Origin of the sequence: Maricaulis maris MCS10, assembly GCF_000014745.1 — a bacterium.
Classification (GTDB): Bacteria; Pseudomonadota; Alphaproteobacteria; order Caulobacterales; family Maricaulaceae; genus Maricaulis; species Maricaulis maris_A.
Map to the genome: position 1 here is coordinate 2383208 of NC_008347.1, position 17668 is coordinate 2400875.

Here is a 17668-nt window from a genome sequence, read left to right on the forward strand (position 1 = left end):
CACGCCTACTGGTAGGTATCCAAGCCCTTTGAAGCGGCCAGCTTGCGCCAATGGCGATGTGCCAGCGTGAAGATGAGGACTGCCGCGACCAGGCAGGCCGCCTTGCCGCTCGGCGGCAAGGCGGTGCCGACCAGGGCCAGCACGCCACAGCCCATGCCCATCACACCCCAGATCAGCGCCACGCGGCGATGGCTGAGCCCGATCGAGATGAGCAGCTGGTAGGCATGCGCCCGATGAGCCGCAAAGGGAGAACGCCCCGCCCGCACTCGTGCCGCCATCGTCAACAGCACATCGCCCAGCAGGGGCAGGACCAGAAGCGGCACCAGCCAGACCGATCCGGCCGGTCCGGTAGAGGCCCAGGCCAGCGACAGTCCGGCCAGAATGACCGAAGCGCCCAGAGACCCGACATCGCCGCTGAACAGCTTGCCACGAGCAGCCAGTATCGGCGCATTCCAGACCGCAAACCCGGCTGTCGCCGCGGCCAGGGCCAGCGCGGCGATGGAAATCGGTCCGTCGGCCAGCACAGCCAGCGCCAGCGATGCCGGGATCAGGCTGGAGGCCATCAACCCGTCCGACCCGTCCATGAAATTGACCGCATTGGCCAGCGTGAACACGAACAAGGCCGATCCAAGCCATCCCAGAATCCACGGCAAGGCCAGGCCCAGCTCGGTGACCGGTCCGGCCATCCCGGCAAGGGCCAGGGAGATCAGTGCCAGAATTGCGAATTTCAGCGCCCCGCCCAGCGTGACAAGGTCATCGATGAAACCCAGGCCGGCCGCCAGCAGCGCGCACAGGGCAATCCCGGCCAAGGCCGCCTGATCGGTCGGTGCCGCGACCGGAACAAGAAGAAGCAGGGCAAGAAGAAAGCCGACAACGATCCCCAGCCCGCCGCCGCGCGGGGTCGGCTGGACATGGCTGGACCGGGCATTGGGATGGTCAAGAATGCCGGCACGCATCACAAGGCCGGAAACGACCAGGCCCGACACAAATGCGAGCACCAGCGGGAGACCGGCCGCCATCATCACACCGGGTCGCCCAGACATACGACGCGAGCAAAGCCGTCAAAGGCTTCGGCCACGCGCTCGGCCGCGACACGGTCGCGACACAGGGCGAAACAGCTGGCACCGGAGCCGGACATGCGAGCCAGCTCGACCCCGTCGCGAGCGCGCAGCCAGTCCAGCGTCGCGGCAATCTCGGGATGGCGGGCACAAGCTACGGCCTCGAGTGCATTTTGCTCGCTTCGCAACCAATCCAGCCGGTCCTCGCCCATCGGTTCGGCTTCGGCCAGAGGTGCCGGGTCGGACCTGTCGAAAGCCTTGAAGACCGGTCCGGTCGGCACGTTGACGCCCGGATTGACGAGCACCGCATCGAAAGCCCCGAAGCGGGGCAGAATGTCGATCCACTCACCAATGCCGCGCATGCGCAGCGGCCGCGAATAGAGACAGGCCGGGACATCCGCCCCCAGCGTCAGGCCGGTCTCAGCCAGACGATCGAGCGGCCAGTCCAGACCCCAGAGCCGGTTCAGGGCCCGCAAGGTCGCCGCAGCATCGGCCGATCCGCCACCAAGGCCGGCCTCGACCGGGATCTGCTTGTCCAGCCGGATCATTGCGCCCGCATCCGTACCAGCGGCCACCTGCAACGCCCGCGCGGCCTTGAGAACAAGATTGGAATGGTCACCGGCGAGGCCCCTCGAGGCCTCGCCCGACATGGTCAGCAACAGGCCGGGCGCTGCCCTCACCTCGACCGTGTCGCCCCAGTCCGCAAACACCACGAGACTGTCGAGCGGATGATAGCCGTCAGCACGGGCCGCCCCGACACGAAGGGTCAGATTGACCTTGGCGGCGGCGGTTTCGATGACCGGTGCGGCGTTCAAGGCTCGCCCGAAGCGTCTGTGGCCGCGACAGCCTCGTCGTCAGCCGGCGGCTGGCCGTGGGCGATGCGGTATTCCAGTCCCTCCAGCTGCTCGGGACGCGGATCAAGATCGACGGCCCTGCGCCACTGGAAACCCGCTTCCAGCTCGCGACCGACCTGCCAATAGGCATCGCCCAGATGATAGTTGGCGGTGGCATTGCCCGGAGAGAGTTCTGCCGCACGCTCCAGCGCCTGCACGGCCGCTTCATACTGGCCAAGCCGGTAATGGGCCCAGCCAAGGCTGTCGATCACATTGCCGTTTTCCGGATCGAGTTCCGCTGCCAGCATGATCATTTCGAAAGCTTCATCGATGCGTTCGCCGCGGTCGATCCAGAAATAGCCGAGATCATTGAGGATGCGGCTTTCCCGCGGGGACAGCGTCAGCGCGGCAAGATAATGCGCTTCGGCATCGGACCAGTTGTCGGCGTCGTAATGACAGGCCCCGGCGTAGTAATGATAGCGCCAGTCGCCAGCCTGGCCTGCAGCATCGCGGTCCGCAATGACCTGCTCGTACAGCGTGATGGCTTCCGGGCACTGCCCCTGTACCCGCAACAGGTCGGCCAGCAACAGACGCGCCTCGATATCACCGCTTTGATCGACCAGACGCCGTGCCAAGGTAGTCGCCTGCTCGGTCCGGGCCAGCCGGCCGAGCAACCAAATCTGATCTATGTCGGCGGCAAACCGGAAAGGCCCTTCGGCTACGGCCGCATATTCTGCCAGTGCAGCCTCGGGCAGGCTGATGCGTTCAAGTGTACCGGCCAGGCTCATCCGCGTCGGCGCATAGGCCGGGTCCAGTCGTTCGACCATGCGCAGATAGATCACCGACAGATCCATATCAGCCTGGGCGGCGAGCTCCGAGGCGGGACCGAACAGGGAGCGCGACGCCATTTCCGGAACGGTCAGACGACGCTTCGGACGCTCACCCGCGTCCAGTCGTCGCAACGCATCAAGCACAAAAGGCTCGTCAGGACTGGCATCGAGATTGGTCTGGTACAGCGCCCGCGCCTCGTCGACACGCCCCTCACGCTCGAGGAAATTGCCGTACATCTCCGCCGCCAGACGCGGAAAGACCGACGAATAGGCAGCGGTTCGATAGGCACCGTCTGCCGCCTCGGTTTCACCGGCAATGTCCGCAAGCATGGCCTTGTGAAGCCAGAGGTGCGCCGACAGGAATTCCGGGGCGGCCGTCGCATTGGCAGCGTCCATGGCGGCCAGCTCGCGGCCATCGCCCATCAGGGCCCACTGCATCAGCAGGTCACGCATCAACGTATTGAAGGGCCCATAGTCCGGAGCCGCTTCGAGGCTGGAGATCGCGGCCCGATACTCGCGCCGGGCAATCTGGTCGGAAGCGAGATAGAGCGTGGCCAGGCGGCTTGGATCGCCGGCTTCAACCGTGGTCCGAGCGTGCCGCGCTGCCTGTGATCGGTCACCGGCCAGCAAGGCCGTGATGAAGGCCCGGTCGGCGAGGGTCGGGTCGCCGGGTGCCTGATCCAGGGCCCTGGCATAATTGGCAGCCGCGCCGGCAACATCACGGTTCACACCGGCGTAGCGGGCCGCCAGGAATGCGCCATAGACCGAAGCCTCGTCATCCGCTGGCGGATCGGACGGGCTGGCACAGGCAGACAAGGCCGTGGCGGCGAGAAACAGCGGAAGCAGGCGGACAGGAAAACTCATGCCCGCATGCTCGCCCCGCTGGCCGTCCGGCGCAAGGGCCGGAGGCGGTTGTCGCTACATATTCGCGTACATCGGACCACCACCGCCTTCGGGCGTGGTCCAGTTGATATTCTGGTTGGGATCCTTGATGTCGCACGTCTTGCAATGAACACAGTTCTGGGCGTTGATCTGGAAGCGCTTGTCGCCCGACGTCTCGTCCTCGACCCATTCATACACCCCGGCCGGGCAATAGCGGGTCGACGGGCCGGCAAACTCGCCCAGCTCGGACAGTTTCTGCAGCTCGGCATCGGAGAGCTTGAGGTGGATCGGCTGATCCTCCTCATGATTGGTGTTCGAGATGAAGACCGAGGACAGGCGATCAAAGGTCAACACGCCATCCGGCTTGGGATAGTCGATCGGCTTGTGCCTGGAGGCCGGCTCAAGGCTTTCCGCGTCGGTCTTGCCGTGTCCCATCGTGCCAAACGGCGACCAGCCCCCGAAGATCGTGGTGCACCACATGTCCAGCCCGCCGAAAGCGACGCCGAAGAAAGTGCCCAGCCTGGACCAGAGCGGTTTGACATTGCGGACCCGCTTGAGGTCCTTGGCCACCCAGGAATTCTCATAGGCGATCTGGTAGTCGCTCAGCTCGTCATGCTGGCGCCCGTCGGTAATGGCGGCGAACACGCTTTCCGCGGCCAGCATGCCGGTCTTCATGGCGTTATGGCTGCCCTTGATGCGCGGCACATTCACGAAACCGGCCGAACAGCCGATCAGCCCGCCGCCCGGGAAGGCCAGCTTGGGAACGGACTGGTAGCCACCCTCGGTGATCGCACGGGCACCATAGGAAATACGCTCGCCGCCCTCGAACACCGGTGACATCACCGGGTGCGTCTTCAGGCGCTGGAATTCCTCGAAGGGCGACAGGTAGGGGTTTTTGTAGTTCAGGTGGACCACATAGCCGACCGAAACGAGATTATCGCCGAAATGATACATGAAGGAGCCGCCGCCCGTCTTGCCATCAAGCGGCCAGCCCATGGTGTGCTTGACCATGCCGGGCTTGTGGTTCTCGGGCTTCACGCGCCAGAGTTCCTTGATACCAATACCGAATTTCTGCGGTTCCTTGCCCTCTGACAAGTTGAAGCGGCTGATCAGCTTCTTCGCCAGCGAGCCACGCACGCCCTCGCCGATCAGCGTGTATTTGCCACGCAGCTCCATGCCGGGCTGATAGCCATCCTTGTGGCCGCCATCGCGGGCGAGACCGAAATCACCAGTCAGCACGCCCTTGATGACACCGTCTTCCTCGATCAGATCGGCGGCCGGGAAGCCGGGATAGATCTCGACACCCAGCGCTTCGGCCTGCTCGGCCAGCCAGCGACAGACATTGGCCAGGGAAACGATGTAGCAGCCATGATTGCTCATCAGCGGCGGGAACATCAGGGTCGGCAGGCTGATCGAGCCGGCTGCGCCGAGGACCTCGAAGATGTCAGTCTTGACCTCGTCCTCGAGCGGGGCGCCCAGCTCTTTCCAGTTCGGGAAGAGCTCGTTGATCGCCTTGGGATCGACAACGGCACCGGACAGGATGTGCGCGCCGACCTCGGCGCCCTTTTCCAGCAGGGCGATGGAAATCTCGCTGCCGGCTTCGGCGGCCATCTGCTTGAGACGAATCGCGGCGGACAGGCCGGCCGGGCCACCTCCGACGATGATGACGTCATATTCCATGGATTCGCGTTCGATTGCGGCGTCGGTCATCTCGCTGGCACCCTTCCCGTTTCGTGGTCTGCGTCTGTTTAATGCGGTGTTCGGCTTGCAGGTCTTCGGTCATACCCTAGGATCGAATACCCATCTAGCGCGTCCCGCCGTCGGGATCAAAGCTATTACGTTAACGTGCACGTCAACCATGACCGATTCCGGACCCACCCTGACCCTACAAGACGAGAAAGCGCTACAGGCGCTGATTGCCTGGTGGGCGGATGCCGGGATCGAGATGGACGAGCCGATTGTCACACCCCGCCCGGCGGCAGCGCCGGTATCACCCCACACGACCGAGCCAAGGCGTCAGGCGCCCGCCGAACCGGTCCGGGCCGCGACGCCGCAAGCGGCACGGGCGGCCGGATTTGGCGACAGCCCGGCGACCGGGCCTGGTGCCCGGTCTGTCGCCGCCAAGGCGGACAGTCTCGACGCGCTGCGGGAGGCGATCGAGGCCTTCGAAGGCTGCGCCCTGAAACGTACCGCCCGCAATACGGTCTTTGCTCGCGGTGAACGCGCCGCCCGGGTGATGCTGGTCGGAGAGGCCCCGGGCCGGGACGAGGACGAGCGCGGCGAACCCTTCGCCGGCCAGAGCGGCCGGTTGCTTGACCAGATGTTCGCCGCAATCGGTATCGAGCGGGACCAGGCCTACATCGCCCATATGCTGAACTGGCGGCCGCCGGGCAATCGCGCGCCGACGCAGGACGAGATCGCGCAATGCCTGCCCTTCATCGAACGGCATATTGCCCTGAAGAAGCCCGACATACTGGTGCTGGCCGGCGAGCTGGGCGCGCGAGCCCTGTTGCGCAGCGACACAGCCATTACCCGCCTGCGCGGCCGATGGGTCGACTATGTCTTGCGCGATGCCGAGGGCAATCCGACATCCACCTCGATCAAGGCGCTGCCGGTGTTCTCACCGCGCTATTTGCTCGCAAGGCCTGTCGAAAAGCGCCTCGCCTGGCAGGACATGCTGGCCCTGGCCGACCAACTCGGCACCCCGAACGGATCATGACATCAGGGCGGCGCACGTGTTGATCACCTGATTTCTGAAAAATGTTCTTGATTTGTTCCATTTTCGAGTCATGATGCGGACATGACCGAGCGCCCTGGTGGCTATGCCCTTAATGCCCCTCAGGAGGCCTCCCCGCTCCACCGCCCCGGAGCGAGAGGTCGGGGCGCTCGGTCAAACAATTCGGGACGTTTCGAGGCACAGGGGCGAGAGGCTTTCGACGACGGATGGACAGACGCCGACGGAGAGCCACCCAAGCTGGCGACCCTGGTATTGCGAGACGCGTCGAAATCGATCATTTCGACCAACCAGTCGCCGGATATTTCCTTTGACCAGTCGATCAACCCCTATCGGGGTTGCGAGCATGGTTGCATTTATTGTTACGCCCGCCCCAGCCACGCCTATTGGGGCTATTCGCCCGGTCTCGACTTTGAGAGCGTGATCTTTGCCAAGCCGAACGGCCCGACCCTGCTGGAAGCCCATTTCAACAAGGCCGGATACCAACCGAAACCGATCATGATCGGCGCCAATACAGACGCCTGGCAGCCGCTGGAGCGTGAGCGCCAGCACACGCGTGACATTCTCAAGGTCTGCGCCCGCTACAAGCATCCGATCAGCGTCATCACCAAATCAGCCCTGATCCGTCGCGATCTCGACATTCTCGCTCCAATGGCCGCCGACGGCCTGGTCAGGGCCGCAATCTCGATCACCACGCTGGACCGCAAACTCGCCCGCGACATGGAGCCGCGCGCCGCAGCCCCGCATCGTCGCCTGGAAACCATCACCGCCCTCAAACAGGCTGGCATCCCGGTCACCGTCATGATGGCGCCGGTCATACCCGCTCTCACCGATCACGAGATCGAGCCCCTGCTCGAAGCGGCGGCGGAGGCCGGCGCCGACAATGCCGCCTATGTTCTCTTGCGCCTGCCGCTGGAAATCCGCGACCTGTTCCGCGAATGGCTTGCCGACAAGCGCCCAGATGCCGCCGACCATGTCATGTCGCTGATCAGGCAGATGCGGGGCGGAAAGGATTATGATGCCAATTGGGGAACGCGCGGCCGCGGCACCGGCCCTTACGCGAAGTTGATCGCCAGCCGCTTTCGCCATGCCATCAAGCGTTTCGGTCTGGATGTGCCGCGTCAGGCGCTCGACACAAGCCGGTTCGCACGACCGCTTGGATCGGCCGGACAGCCAAGCCTGTTTTGACCCGTTTGCCCGGGAAGGACGCCCGCCGGCAGGTCGCTAGGCGCTGCGCTGCCGCAACGGCCTGGCCGACGCGACCAGGGTCGCCATTTCGGCCCGAATGGCTTTCGACGCCTCATCGAACCCGGAAATCAGGCCCCGGGTCAGCGGCCGGGACAGCAAATAGCCCTGCAGGACGAGGTCCGGCTGATAACCAAGCGCACCAAGCTCATCAAATTCCTCGACCCCCTCGACAACAACGGCGATGTTCAGATCACGGGCCAGCGCTATGGTCGCGCGTACAATGATCTGCGCTTCCTGGTCATTTTGAAGGCCCGTGATGAAGGACCGGTCGATCTTGATCTTGTCGAACGGGAAGGCGCGCAAATAGCTGAGCGACGAGTAACCGGTCCCGAAGTCGTCGATTGCCAGACCGACTCCCAGATCCTTGAGACCGCGCAGCACTTTCAGCGCCCGCGCCTCGTCATCAATCAGCACACCTTCGGTGATTTCGATCTCGAGACGGGCCGGATCAAGCCCGGAATTGGTCAGAGCACGCTGGACTGAATAGACCAGATTGCCCTGCTTGAACTGGGCCGGGCTGACATTGACGGCCACCCGTCGATCATTCGGCCAGTTCACCGCTTCCCGGCAGGCTGTTTCGAGAACCCATTCCCCCATTTTCAGGATCAGTCCGGTTTCTTCGGCAATCTGCACGAATTCCGCCGGCGCAACCGCGCCACGGCGATCGTCATGCCAACGCACCAACGCCTCGAAGCCGGCAATGGAGCCGTCGCCGAGTCTTACCTGCGGCTGATAGTTCAGCGTCAGCAGATCGTCCTCAATGGCCAAGGCCAGGTCGGCCTCCAGCATCCGGCGCTCCTGCATCATCATGCCGAGCTTGGGATCAAAATCACAGACCTGGTTACGGCCCTGCCCCTTGGCCCGATAGAGCGCGAGATCGGCCTGGTTCATCAAGCGGTCCGGGTCCTCACCATCCAGCGGGAACATGGTCACGCCGCCCGAGGCTGAAACCTTCAGGTGCAGGGAGCCGATACTCAGCGGTGAACCGACATTGTTGACGACGCGCCGGGCCGTGTTGAGCCCGTCTTCGCGGCTGTCCACGTCCGGCAGGATCACGGCGAACTCGTCGCCGCTCAGGCGCGCGGCCACAGCATTGCGCGGCAGCGCATCCAGCAATCGCTCGGACACGGCAACAAGCAGGCGGTCACCCGTCGCATGACCGTGAACGTCATTGACTTCCTTGAACCGATCCAGATCGAAGAACATCAGCGCGACCTGGCTGTCATTATCCCAGGCACTGCTCAGCTCGGCCTCAAGTGCTTCGCGGAATTTCAGGCGGTTGGGCAAGCCGGTCAGAGTGTCGTGGTGTGCGAGATGGGTGATGCGGGCGCGGGCGCGCTCCTCCGATGACACGTCGCGAAATGTGAATATCCGCGATGATTGCCCATCAAAGTCCATGACCCGGGCGCGAACCTGCACCGTTATCGGCGCGCGATCCCGGCAGCGAAGACGACAGGTCGTCGGTGCATCATCCTGGTCCAGCTGCAGGACCCGAATATCCTCCGGGTCGACTGCGAGCTTCATGATTGGCGTGCCGACCAGATCCTCACGCGCCAGGTTCAGCATTTCACAGAAGCGGCCATTCATGTCGTACATCTGCCCGTCGCGCACGACCGCAATGCCTTCGAACGTCGCCTCGGCCAGCGCTCGCATCCGGGCGCCTTCTGCCATCCGGCGCTTTCCGAGGTGCAAATCAATCGCCGCCGTCGCCAAGCCGACGCTCACGACGAAAACCACGCCCAGCGCGACCGTGACAGCCAATAATTTGGGTGACAGCCCGCCTTCCGGCTCGGCAACGGTCATGTCAGGGACAAGCTGCATGGCGCCCATCGAAATGAAGTGCAGGCTGACAACGCCACAGACCAAAAGCAAAGTGCCGCCGATCAGGCTTGGCTTCAGGGACTTTCCCATAGCCACGGTCGACGCCGCGGCAGAAAACTGGATTGCCAGCACGATGGCGGCGATGATCAGGCCAGCATCCCAGGTGAAAATAGCATTGGTCCGCATCGCCTCGATGCCCATGAAGTGCATGGCAGCAATGCCGCCGCCGACCAGCGCACCACCGATCGGAGCGGCGAAACGGGTCTCCGAGCGGATCGCGAATGCCCAGCCACAGGCCGATACAATGATCGCAAGAGCGAGTGAAATCACGGTCTCGAGAAGCCCGAAAGCGATCGGCACCACACTTTCATAGGCCAGCATGGAAACGAAATGTGTGCCCCAGATGCCCGTGCCGGTTACGAATCCGGCAAACAGCAACCAGGCGGGTTGCCGCGCGCGGTCCGCCTCTCTGGCCCGACGGACAATGGACATTGCGGCGAGGCCGGATAGCGCACACAAAAGAGCCGCCACCGCTACAAGACCGAGATCGTGCTCAACCGTCAGGCAGTAATAAACGCGATACACCAAATGCCCCAAAGGATCTGCTTTGAGCGTAACCATTCCACAAAAAGACAATCAGAGCCTTAACAAGGCCGGCATGGGCAATACGGTCCGGATTGCCGGCGTCGATGAGGCCGGGCGCGGACCCCTCAGCGGACCGGTTGTTGCGGCCGCGGTCATCCTTGACCCAACCCGTCCCATCACCGGGCTCGGGGACTCCAAAGCGCTCTCCGAGAGACGGCGACGGGAACTTTTCCGGCTGATCCGCGCCAATGCCTGGGTCGGAATCGGCATAGCCGAACCGGCCGAAATCGATCGCCTGAACATCCTGCACGCGACCATGGCCGCCATGCGCCGCGCCGTGGCCCGGCTGCCGGTCCGGCCAACCCTTGTCCTGGTCGATGGCAACAGACTTCCGCCGGGCCTGCCCTGCCCGGCCGAGGCCATAATCAAGGGCGACGCCAAGGAAGCCTGTATCGGCGCCGCCTCCATCATCGCCAAGACCGTGCGCGATGACCTGATGGAACAGGCCGCGCGCCGTTTCCCCGGCTATGGTTTCGAGGGCCACAAGGGTTATCCGAGCGCTGCACACAAGGCTGCGCTGGAGACGTCCGGCGCCTGCCCCATCCACCGCCGGTCCTATGCACCGGTCCGCGCCGCGCTCGAATCCCGGTTTTCCACAAATGCGAATCGCTGTGGATAACTTGAAGCAGGGTTAACGGCCCGTTAGCCCTAAAAGCCGAAAAACTTGCCTCTGTATCGGGAGTGGAGCGGCGCGTTATGGCCAAAACAAAGATCGACCAGATCCTCGAAGGGGAATGCGTGGAGGTGATGAAGTCACTTCCGGACGAAAGCGTGGACCTCGTGTTTGCCGACCCGCCCTACAATCTCCAGCTCGGTGGCGATCTGCATCGCCCCGACAATTCGAAAGTCTCCGCGGTCGACAATGACTGGGACCAGATCGGTGGCTTCGACGAGTATGACCTGTTCACCTGGAACTGGATGGAGGAGGCTCGCCGCGTCCTCAAGCCGAACGGCGCCATCTGGGTGATCGGCAGCTATCACAATATTTTCCGCGTCGGCGGCATTCTCCAGGATGCCGGCTTCTGGGTGCTCAACGACATCATCTGGCGCAAGTCCAACCCGATGCCGAACTTCAAGGGAACGCGCTTTACAAATGCGCACGAGACCCTGATCTGGGCTGCCAAGACCAAGGACGCCCGCCCGACCTTCAACTATGCCGCCATGAAAGCGCTCAATGACGGTGTCCAGATGCGCTCCGACTGGACCCTGCCGATCTGCACCGGTGGCGAACGCCTGAAGGATGAGGACGGCAAGAAGGCACACCCGACGCAAAAGCCGGAATCGCTGCTGCACCGCGTCCTGCTGTCGACCACCAATCCGGGCGATGTGGTCCTGGATCCCTTCTTCGGGACCGGCACCACAGGCGCTGCCGCCAAGCGCCTGGGACGCCATTATATCGGCATTGAACGGGACACTGCATATCTGGATGTTGCCCGCAAGCGGCTCGCCGCCATCACGCGCGGCGCCAGTGACACGCTCGATGTCACCCAGTCCAAGCGCGCCCAGCCGCGCATTCCGTTCGGTGCCCTGGTCGAGCGCGGCATGCTCAAGCCGGGCGACACGCTGTATTGTCCCAAGGGCCGCAACACGGCCCGGGTGCGCGCAGATGGCACCTTGATTGCCGGCACCAGTGCCGGTTCCATCCACCAGGTCGGCGCCCAACTGCAAAGCGCACCGTCCTGCAATGGCTGGACCTACTGGCATATCCGCACCAAGCAGGGTCTCGCCCCAATTGATGTGATGCGGGCAGAAATCCGGGCCACGCTGGAAAACTGAGGTCGTTCGCATGGATCAAGGCACAGGCATCACTCGGCCAAGCGTGTCGCGCCGGACGGGTGGCTCCATCGCCTGGACCCTGCTCAGTGTGATCCTGGTGACATCCCTGCTGGTGTCCGGCTCCGGCATTCTTGTCGCAGCGCTGGCCTTTTGGACCGACCTCGAAAACCAGCAACTCATCCAGCTGGAAAATTATGTCGACGAACGCGGCCGCCGGAACGCCGCGATTTTCGACACCGTGGAGCGTGCGCAAGCGACCGCGATCGAGCGCTTTGAACGCCGCCTGGGCGCTTTGCCCGACGACGAGATCGAACAGCGCTTCAATGCCTTGTTCCCGCTCCGCCCGGACGGCACGCGACGCAGCCGCGACGACATGTTCGACGGTTATCTTGACGAACAGGGCAATCACCATTCCGGTGTCGGCGCCTATCTGAACCCGCCCGGAGACTGGACGCCACTCGAACGACGTCAACTGGTATCGGCCTATGAGGTCGTTGACAGCACGGGCCAGGCGCTAAACGGGCTGGTCGACAACTTCTACTACTTCACCTTCCGCAATCAGTTGGTGATCTCGGCGGCCGACCGCGACGACCAGTTGCGCTTCTACCGGCATGATGCCACCGCCGATTTCGACTTCACCGGGGCGACATTTGTTGAACTCATGCGGCCCGCCATCAATCCAGGCCGGCAATTCGTCTGCGGCGAGCTGACCCAGCTGATCTATGTGCGCGACGAAGAGTCCCTGACCACCGGTTGCTATACGCCCTACGATCTGGATGGTTCTCCGGTTGGTGCCTTTGGAACCACGATCCAGTTGCACGCCTATTTCGAGGCTGCAATGGCGGGCCCGCCGGCGCATGGCGTCAATATCCTGCTCGACCAGGCCGGCCATCTGATCGCTCACCCCGACCTCATCCATGATCGTGTGACAGACGGTCAGATCGACGCAATTTCCGCCACCTACGACCTGCCAGCGATTACCGAACTCCTGCTGGCGGAGCCGGCGACACGCACACTCGGCACGCTGATCAGTCGGGACGGCCGGTGGGTGGTAGCGTATTCACGTTTGCAGGGCCCGGGCTGGTTCAGTGTCTCACTGGTCGATCGCAACATCCAGCGGCGGAGCATCGCCGGCAAACTCTCGATTGCGCTGGGTTTGGGAATTCTTGGCGTGGCGCTGCAAGCGGTGCTGGCCTACTTCATTCTCTATCGCCGGTTTGTGCGCCCGCTTGAAGCGCTGACAGGCCATTTCGGCGTAGCCCGCCCGCGCGCCGCGGCGACCAATCCGGCGCTGCAACCACTTCTCGGGAGCCGTCACGAGATCGGCATGCTGGCCCGCACGCTGGAAGAACAACGGGCCACAAACAAGGACGCATTCGACCTGCTCGAAGCCCGCGTCGCCGAGCGGACGCGTGAGCTGGAAGCCGCCAATCAGGCCAAGAGCACATTCCTCGCCAATATCAGCCATGAGATCCGCACGCCGCTGAACGGCATCCTCGGTCTGGCTCAGGTATTGCGGACAACGTCCCGGTCGAAGCAGCGGCAGGACCAGGCCCGCATGATCGAGGAGAGCGGCGAGACGCTGACCCAATTGCTCAACGACGTCCTCGACATGTCCAAGATCGAGGCTGGCAAGATGGAGCTGTCGCCACAGGTCGTCGATCCCGCCCGCCTGTTTGGGGACATGCACACCCTCTTCCAGGCATCCGCCGAGGCCAAATCGCTCGATTTTTCGGTGGAGATCGACCCGTCCCTGCCCGAACGGCTGGAATTTGACCCGCTTCGCGTCCGCCAGTGCCTGTCCAATCTTCTGTCCAATGCCATCAAGTTCACCAGCAAGGGCTCGGTCCAGCTGTCCGCCCGCTGGCACCGGGAAACGGACCAGGCCGGCCTGCTCGAGATCAAGGTTTGCGATACCGGAATCGGCATTCCACCCGAGAAGCTCGACACGCTCTTTTCGCCGTTCACACAATCCGATGCCGCCATTGCCGGGGAATTTGGCGGCACCGGGCTGGGCCTGTCCATTGCCCGCGATCTGGCCCGATTGATGGGCGGTGACATCACCGCAGAAGCGACACCAGGTCAGGGCTCCACCTTTACCCTCACCTTCACGGCGAAACCCGCACAGACCAGACCGGCTGCGCCGGAAGAGCGCACGCCGACGCAGCTCGCCGACGATCCGGGCTATGCCGGATTGCTCGGACTGCGTGTCCTGTTGGTCGAGGACAATGACATCAACCGGCAGGTCGTGCAGGCTTTCATGGGACCGTTGAAAGTACATGTCACCGAAGCGGAAAACGGGCTGGAAGCCCTGGCGGCGCTGGAGGCTGCGCCTTTCGACATCGTATTGATGGATGTGCGGATGCCGATCCTCGACGGGCTCGAGGCGACCCGCCGCCTGCGCGACAGCGACGCCCCGTGGCGCGACATTCCGGTGACGGCCCTGACCGCGAACGCGTCACATCAGGATGCCGATATCTGCCTCGCGGCGGGCATGGATTCCTTCGCCTCCAAACCGCTCAAACCTGCCAGCCTGTTCAACGCCATGCGCCGGGCGCGGGAGCTGAGGCCCTACCGCCCCGCCTAGCTCCGGCGGGCGGCCAGGACCTTGCGCATGACGCTGGGCAGGGCCTCATTGCCGAGGTCACGCTCATCGGCCCAATAGCCCGAGTCCGGTTCCCATCCGGGTGATGCCTCACCTTCCCGCACCGCCAATCGCAACTCGAAATGGGTGAAGACGTGACGCACCTCGCCGCGATCGGCCCACTCGGCCTCGAGTGGCGGCGCTTCACTGGCGTGTCCGGTTTCGAGCCAGGGCGAGGATGGAACTTCGGTCATGCCGCCCAGCAGTCCGGCATCGCCGCGCTTGCGCAGCCAGATGCGCCCGGCCCGGCGCACCAGCCAGGCTGTGCCGCGACGGACCGGCTTGACCTTCCTGGGTGCCTTGACCGGATAGCGTTCCATGTCGCCGACAGCCGACGCAGCACAGGCAAATGACCAGCAGCACGCCGAGCAGTCCGGCTTTCGCGGCGTGCAGACGGTCGCGCCGAGATCCATGATCGCCTGCGCATAATCGCCGGACCGGTCCGGATCCGCGATCGCCGCGGCCAACTTGCGGACCTCCGGCTTGGCTTTCGGCATCGCCGTTTCGACGCGATGGAGACGGGTGATCACCCGCTCGACATTGCCATCGACCACGCTGGCCGGCTTGTCGAAGGCGGCCGCCAGAATGGCGTTGGCGGTGTAATCACCAATACCCGGCAGGGACCGCAATCCGTCCAGCGTGTCGGGAAACTGCCCGTCATGATCGGTCGCCACCTCGATCGCACAGGCATGCAGGTTGCGAGCGCGGGCGTAATAGCCCAGCCCGGCCCACTCCCGCAGCACATCATCGCGCGGCGCGACTGCCAGATCCTGGACGGTGGGCCAGAGCGAAAGGAAGCGGTGCCAATAGGGCGTCGCATGGGGCACGGTGGTCTGCTGCAGCATGATTTCCGACAGCCAGATCGCATATGGGTCGGCGACCGGTCCGCCAGCGATCCGGTCTTCCGGCCGGATTCGCCACGGCAGCGTGCGACCCTCCTGATCGTACCAGGCCAGCAATTGGCGGCGGAGACGGGCGATGTCGATTGTCATGGTTTGAAGGGCTGACCGGTTGCAGGCGGAGACGTTCGAAGCGAAACTGAGAGCATGATGCGCAAACCGCCCCCGTCAACGATGGAACAGGCTGCAACCGACTTCATCAACAGTCGGCGCGGTCGCCCCGCGGCCCGGCCCCTGCCCTCCACCGCACGGGCGATGGAGCGCGTGCTGCGGCCATTGGCGCGGCGTTTCGGCGTCGGTGTCGAACAATTGCGCGAGCACTGGACCGAGATTGTCGGCGAGCGCCTGGCCAAGTGGAGCGAGCCGGAAACCGTGCAGCGTGCCGGTGGGGTCAACACGCTGGTCATCCGCGCGAGGGGCGCGGCGGCCGCCATCCTGCAAGCCGAATCCCGCCGCATTCTGGAGCGGGTAAGAACCTTCGCCGGCGACCGGGCCCCGACCCGTCTGCGCATCCTGCAAGGTCAGGCGAGCGCCAGCTTCAAACGCGCCAAGCCTGCTGATCAAGCGGATGTGAAGCCGATGAAAACATCGTCACAAGTGAACGAAGGGGTGGAGCAAACACCCGAGGCGCGTCTATTGTCCGCGCTCAACCGTTTTGAACGTGCGGTCAAGGCCCGTGAGGGATCGTGACCATCTGCCAGGGGGATCCTGAATGAGCCTGACCCGACGACTTTTCTCCGCCGCGGCCATGACCGCAGTTCTCGCCGTCTCCGCCTGTGGCAGCAGCGATGCGCCCGTCGATGGCCAGTCGCGCTTCGAACGCGCCGGCGATCGCGGCCTCGGCAGCCCGGACGCGCCGGTCACCATGATCGAATACGCCTCGGTCGCCTGCGGCCACTGCGCCACCTGGCACAACGAAGTCTACCCGATGCTGGAAAGCGATTATATCGAGACCGGCCAGGTCCGCTTTGTCCTGCGCGAAATGATCACCGGCTCGGCCCAGTTCGCCATTGCCGGCTTCTCGCTGGCCCATTGTGTGCCGGAAGACCGCTATTACGACATGGTCGACCTGTTGTTCCAACAGCAGAACGCCATCTTCCAGGCCGCCCAGACGCAAGGCAGCGCCCGCAACCAGTATCTCGCCATTGCCCGTTCCATGGGCATGAGCGAAGCCGACTTCACCCAATGCCTGTCCGACGAGACCATCACCCAGGATATCCTGGACGCCAATGACCGGGCCGGCGCCGAAGGCATTACCGGCACGCCGCGCTTCATCTTCAATGGTGAGATGCTCGACTCGCGCCGCGCGCCGGGCGAAAGCGCCTACACCTATTTCCTCGGCAATGAGCAGCTGATCATCGACGGCGAGCCGGTCCCGAACTTCTCGGACGCCGAAACCTTCCGCCGCATTCTCGACCATCTCATCGCCGAAAACACCGAGGCCGCAATGCCGGGCGATGACGCAGCGACAAGCGGCGAGGAGTAGTCCCGATCATGTCAGTCACGCGTATCCTGACCAGCCTGTTCCTTCTCGTCGCCGGCCTGGCCCTGCCGAGCATTGCACAGGCCCAACTCGCGGAGGGCGCAGCCGAGCTGCGCCCGACCGACCGGGTCATTGGCGGCGCCGATGCGGACCTGCTGATCATTGAATACGCCTCCTTTGCCTGTCCTCATTGCGCGCATTTCCAGACCGAAGTCTGGCCGATGATCCGGTCGGAATTCGTGGAGACCGGGCTGATCCGCTATTCGGTCCGGCCGATGCTGACCTCGCCGCCACAAATCGCCGGAGCCGGTGTCATCCTGTCGGAATGCGTGCCCGATGATCGCTATTTCGACGCCGTCGACCTGCTCTTCCACGAGCAGGCCAACATCTTCGAGACGGCCCGCGAGGGCGGCGATGTCCTGGCGGTCTATAACCGCATCGCGGCGGCGACCGGCGGCTCGGCTGAAACCTTGCTGGCCTGCTTCCAGGACACGGCCGCCAATGAACACGTGAATGCCGTTGCGGTGCAGGCGTCAGAGGACGGTATCCGCTCGACACCGGCCTTCATCATTGCCGGCGACCTGCTGGCGATCGGACACCCGGGAGATGGCGAGGCTGGCCACAATCATGCGACTGCCGGTCCGACCGTGTTTTTGCATGGTGGCGAACCCCTGATGATTGATGGGGAAACCGTGCCGGGCCGTTTGGACGAAGACTCTTTCCGCCGAATCATCCTTCACTTCCTCGATGAGTCCGATTCGGCTGACTAGGCAGGCCTTCACGCCAGCGCCGCAATTGGATGCGAAAAACATGTT

At 63.8% G+C, this 17668-nt stretch carries 14 protein-coding genes; 8 read left to right on the top strand and 6 right to left on the bottom strand.

What is annotated here, in order from left to right:
- Positions 1–5: 5 nt before the first annotated feature.
- Genes MMAR10_RS11340 through MMAR10_RS11355 form a run of 4 tightly spaced genes read right to left on the bottom strand, consistent with a single transcriptional unit; the run spans position 6 to position 5313 of the window.
- Positions 6–1043 (bottom strand): glycosyltransferase family 4 protein, encoded by a 1038-nt coding sequence (locus MMAR10_RS11340; RefSeq protein WP_083759557.1) that lies wholly within the window; start codon positions 1041–1043, stop codon positions 6–8.
- Positions 1022–1873 carry a 4-(cytidine 5'-diphospho)-2-C-methyl-D-erythritol kinase gene (locus MMAR10_RS11345; protein ID WP_011644123.1) on the bottom strand — a complete coding sequence of 284 codons (852 nt, stop codon included), beginning with the start codon at positions 1871–1873 and terminating at the stop codon, positions 1022–1024. Before MMAR10_RS11345 ends, MMAR10_RS11340 begins: the two co-directional genes overlap by 22 nt.
- A complete protein-coding gene (locus tag MMAR10_RS11350) occupies positions 1870–3585 on the bottom strand; it encodes a tetratricopeptide repeat protein (protein ID WP_011644124.1) in 1716 nt (571 codons plus the stop codon). The genes MMAR10_RS11345 and MMAR10_RS11350 overlap by 4 nt, the downstream gene beginning before the upstream one ends.
- Before the next feature lie 54 nt (positions 3586–3639).
- Entirely contained in the window at positions 3640–5313 is a 1674-nt protein-coding gene (locus MMAR10_RS11355; protein ID WP_011644125.1) for an electron transfer flavoprotein-ubiquinone oxidoreductase, read from the bottom strand.
- Between the two features lie 148 nt (positions 5314–5461).
- On the opposite strand from MMAR10_RS11355, the gene MMAR10_RS11360 reads away from it, so the two are divergent.
- Together MMAR10_RS11360 and MMAR10_RS11365 are read left to right on the top strand one after the other, a co-directional pair.
- Positions 5462–6322 carry a uracil-DNA glycosylase gene (locus tag MMAR10_RS11360; RefSeq protein ID WP_011644126.1) on the top strand — a complete coding sequence of 287 codons (861 nt, stop codon included), beginning with the start codon at positions 5462–5464 and terminating at the stop codon, positions 6320–6322.
- A gap of 81 nt (positions 6323–6403) precedes the next feature.
- Positions 6404–7525 (top strand): PA0069 family radical SAM protein, encoded by a 1122-nt coding sequence (locus MMAR10_RS11365; protein ID WP_011644127.1) that lies wholly within the window; start codon positions 6404–6406, stop codon positions 7523–7525.
- A gap of 36 nt (positions 7526–7561) precedes the next feature.
- Here MMAR10_RS11365 and MMAR10_RS11370 read toward each other — a convergent pair whose 3' ends face one another.
- Positions 7562–9991 carry an EAL domain-containing protein gene (locus MMAR10_RS11370; protein WP_011644128.1) on the bottom strand — a complete coding sequence of 810 codons (2430 nt, stop codon included), beginning with the start codon at positions 9989–9991 and terminating at the stop codon, positions 7562–7564.
- 73 nt (positions 9992–10064) lie between these two features.
- On the opposite strand from MMAR10_RS11370, the gene rnhB reads away from it, so the two are divergent.
- The 3 genes from rnhB to MMAR10_RS16370 all read left to right on the top strand — a co-directional run bounded on the left by rnhB (position 10065) and on the right by MMAR10_RS16370 (position 14414).
- Positions 10065–10670: a ribonuclease HII gene (gene rnhB, locus MMAR10_RS11375; RefSeq protein WP_041636954.1), complete on the top strand. Its 606-nt coding sequence runs from the start codon at positions 10065–10067 to the stop codon at positions 10668–10670.
- Positions 10671–10747: 77 nt separating this feature from the next.
- Positions 10748–11827: a site-specific DNA-methyltransferase gene (locus tag MMAR10_RS11380; protein WP_011644130.1), complete on the top strand. Its 1080-nt coding sequence runs from the start codon at positions 10748–10750 to the stop codon at positions 11825–11827.
- 10 nt (positions 11828–11837) lie between these two features.
- The gene (locus MMAR10_RS16370; RefSeq protein ID WP_011644131.1) at positions 11838–14414 is read left to right on the top strand and encodes a hybrid sensor histidine kinase/response regulator; all 2577 of its coding nucleotides are present in this window, start codon (positions 11838–11840) and stop codon (positions 14412–14414) included.
- Here the strand turns inward: MMAR10_RS16370 and MMAR10_RS11390 are convergent.
- Entirely contained in the window at positions 14411–15463 is a 1053-nt protein-coding gene (locus MMAR10_RS11390; protein WP_011644132.1) for an A/G-specific adenine glycosylase, read from the bottom strand. The two genes, MMAR10_RS16370 and MMAR10_RS11390, sit on opposite strands and share 4 nt — an antisense overlap.
- A 57-nt stretch (positions 15464–15520) precedes the next feature.
- Between MMAR10_RS11390 and MMAR10_RS11395 the strand changes: the two genes are divergently transcribed.
- Genes MMAR10_RS11395 through MMAR10_RS16380 form a run of 3 tightly spaced genes read left to right on the top strand, consistent with a single transcriptional unit; the run spans position 15521 to position 17623 of the window.
- Positions 15521–16060: a DUF721 domain-containing protein gene (locus tag MMAR10_RS11395; protein WP_190273919.1), complete on the top strand. Its 540-nt coding sequence runs from the start codon at positions 15521–15523 to the stop codon at positions 16058–16060.
- Positions 16061–16082: 22 nt separating this feature from the next.
- Complete coding sequence (locus MMAR10_RS16375) at positions 16083–16856, top strand: thioredoxin domain-containing protein (protein ID WP_011644134.1); 774 nt, start codon at positions 16083–16085, stop codon at positions 16854–16856.
- A gap of 8 nt (positions 16857–16864) precedes the next feature.
- Positions 16865–17623: a thioredoxin domain-containing protein gene (locus MMAR10_RS16380; RefSeq protein WP_011644135.1), complete on the top strand. Its 759-nt coding sequence runs from the start codon at positions 16865–16867 to the stop codon at positions 17621–17623.
- Positions 17624–17668: the final 45 nt, after the last annotated feature.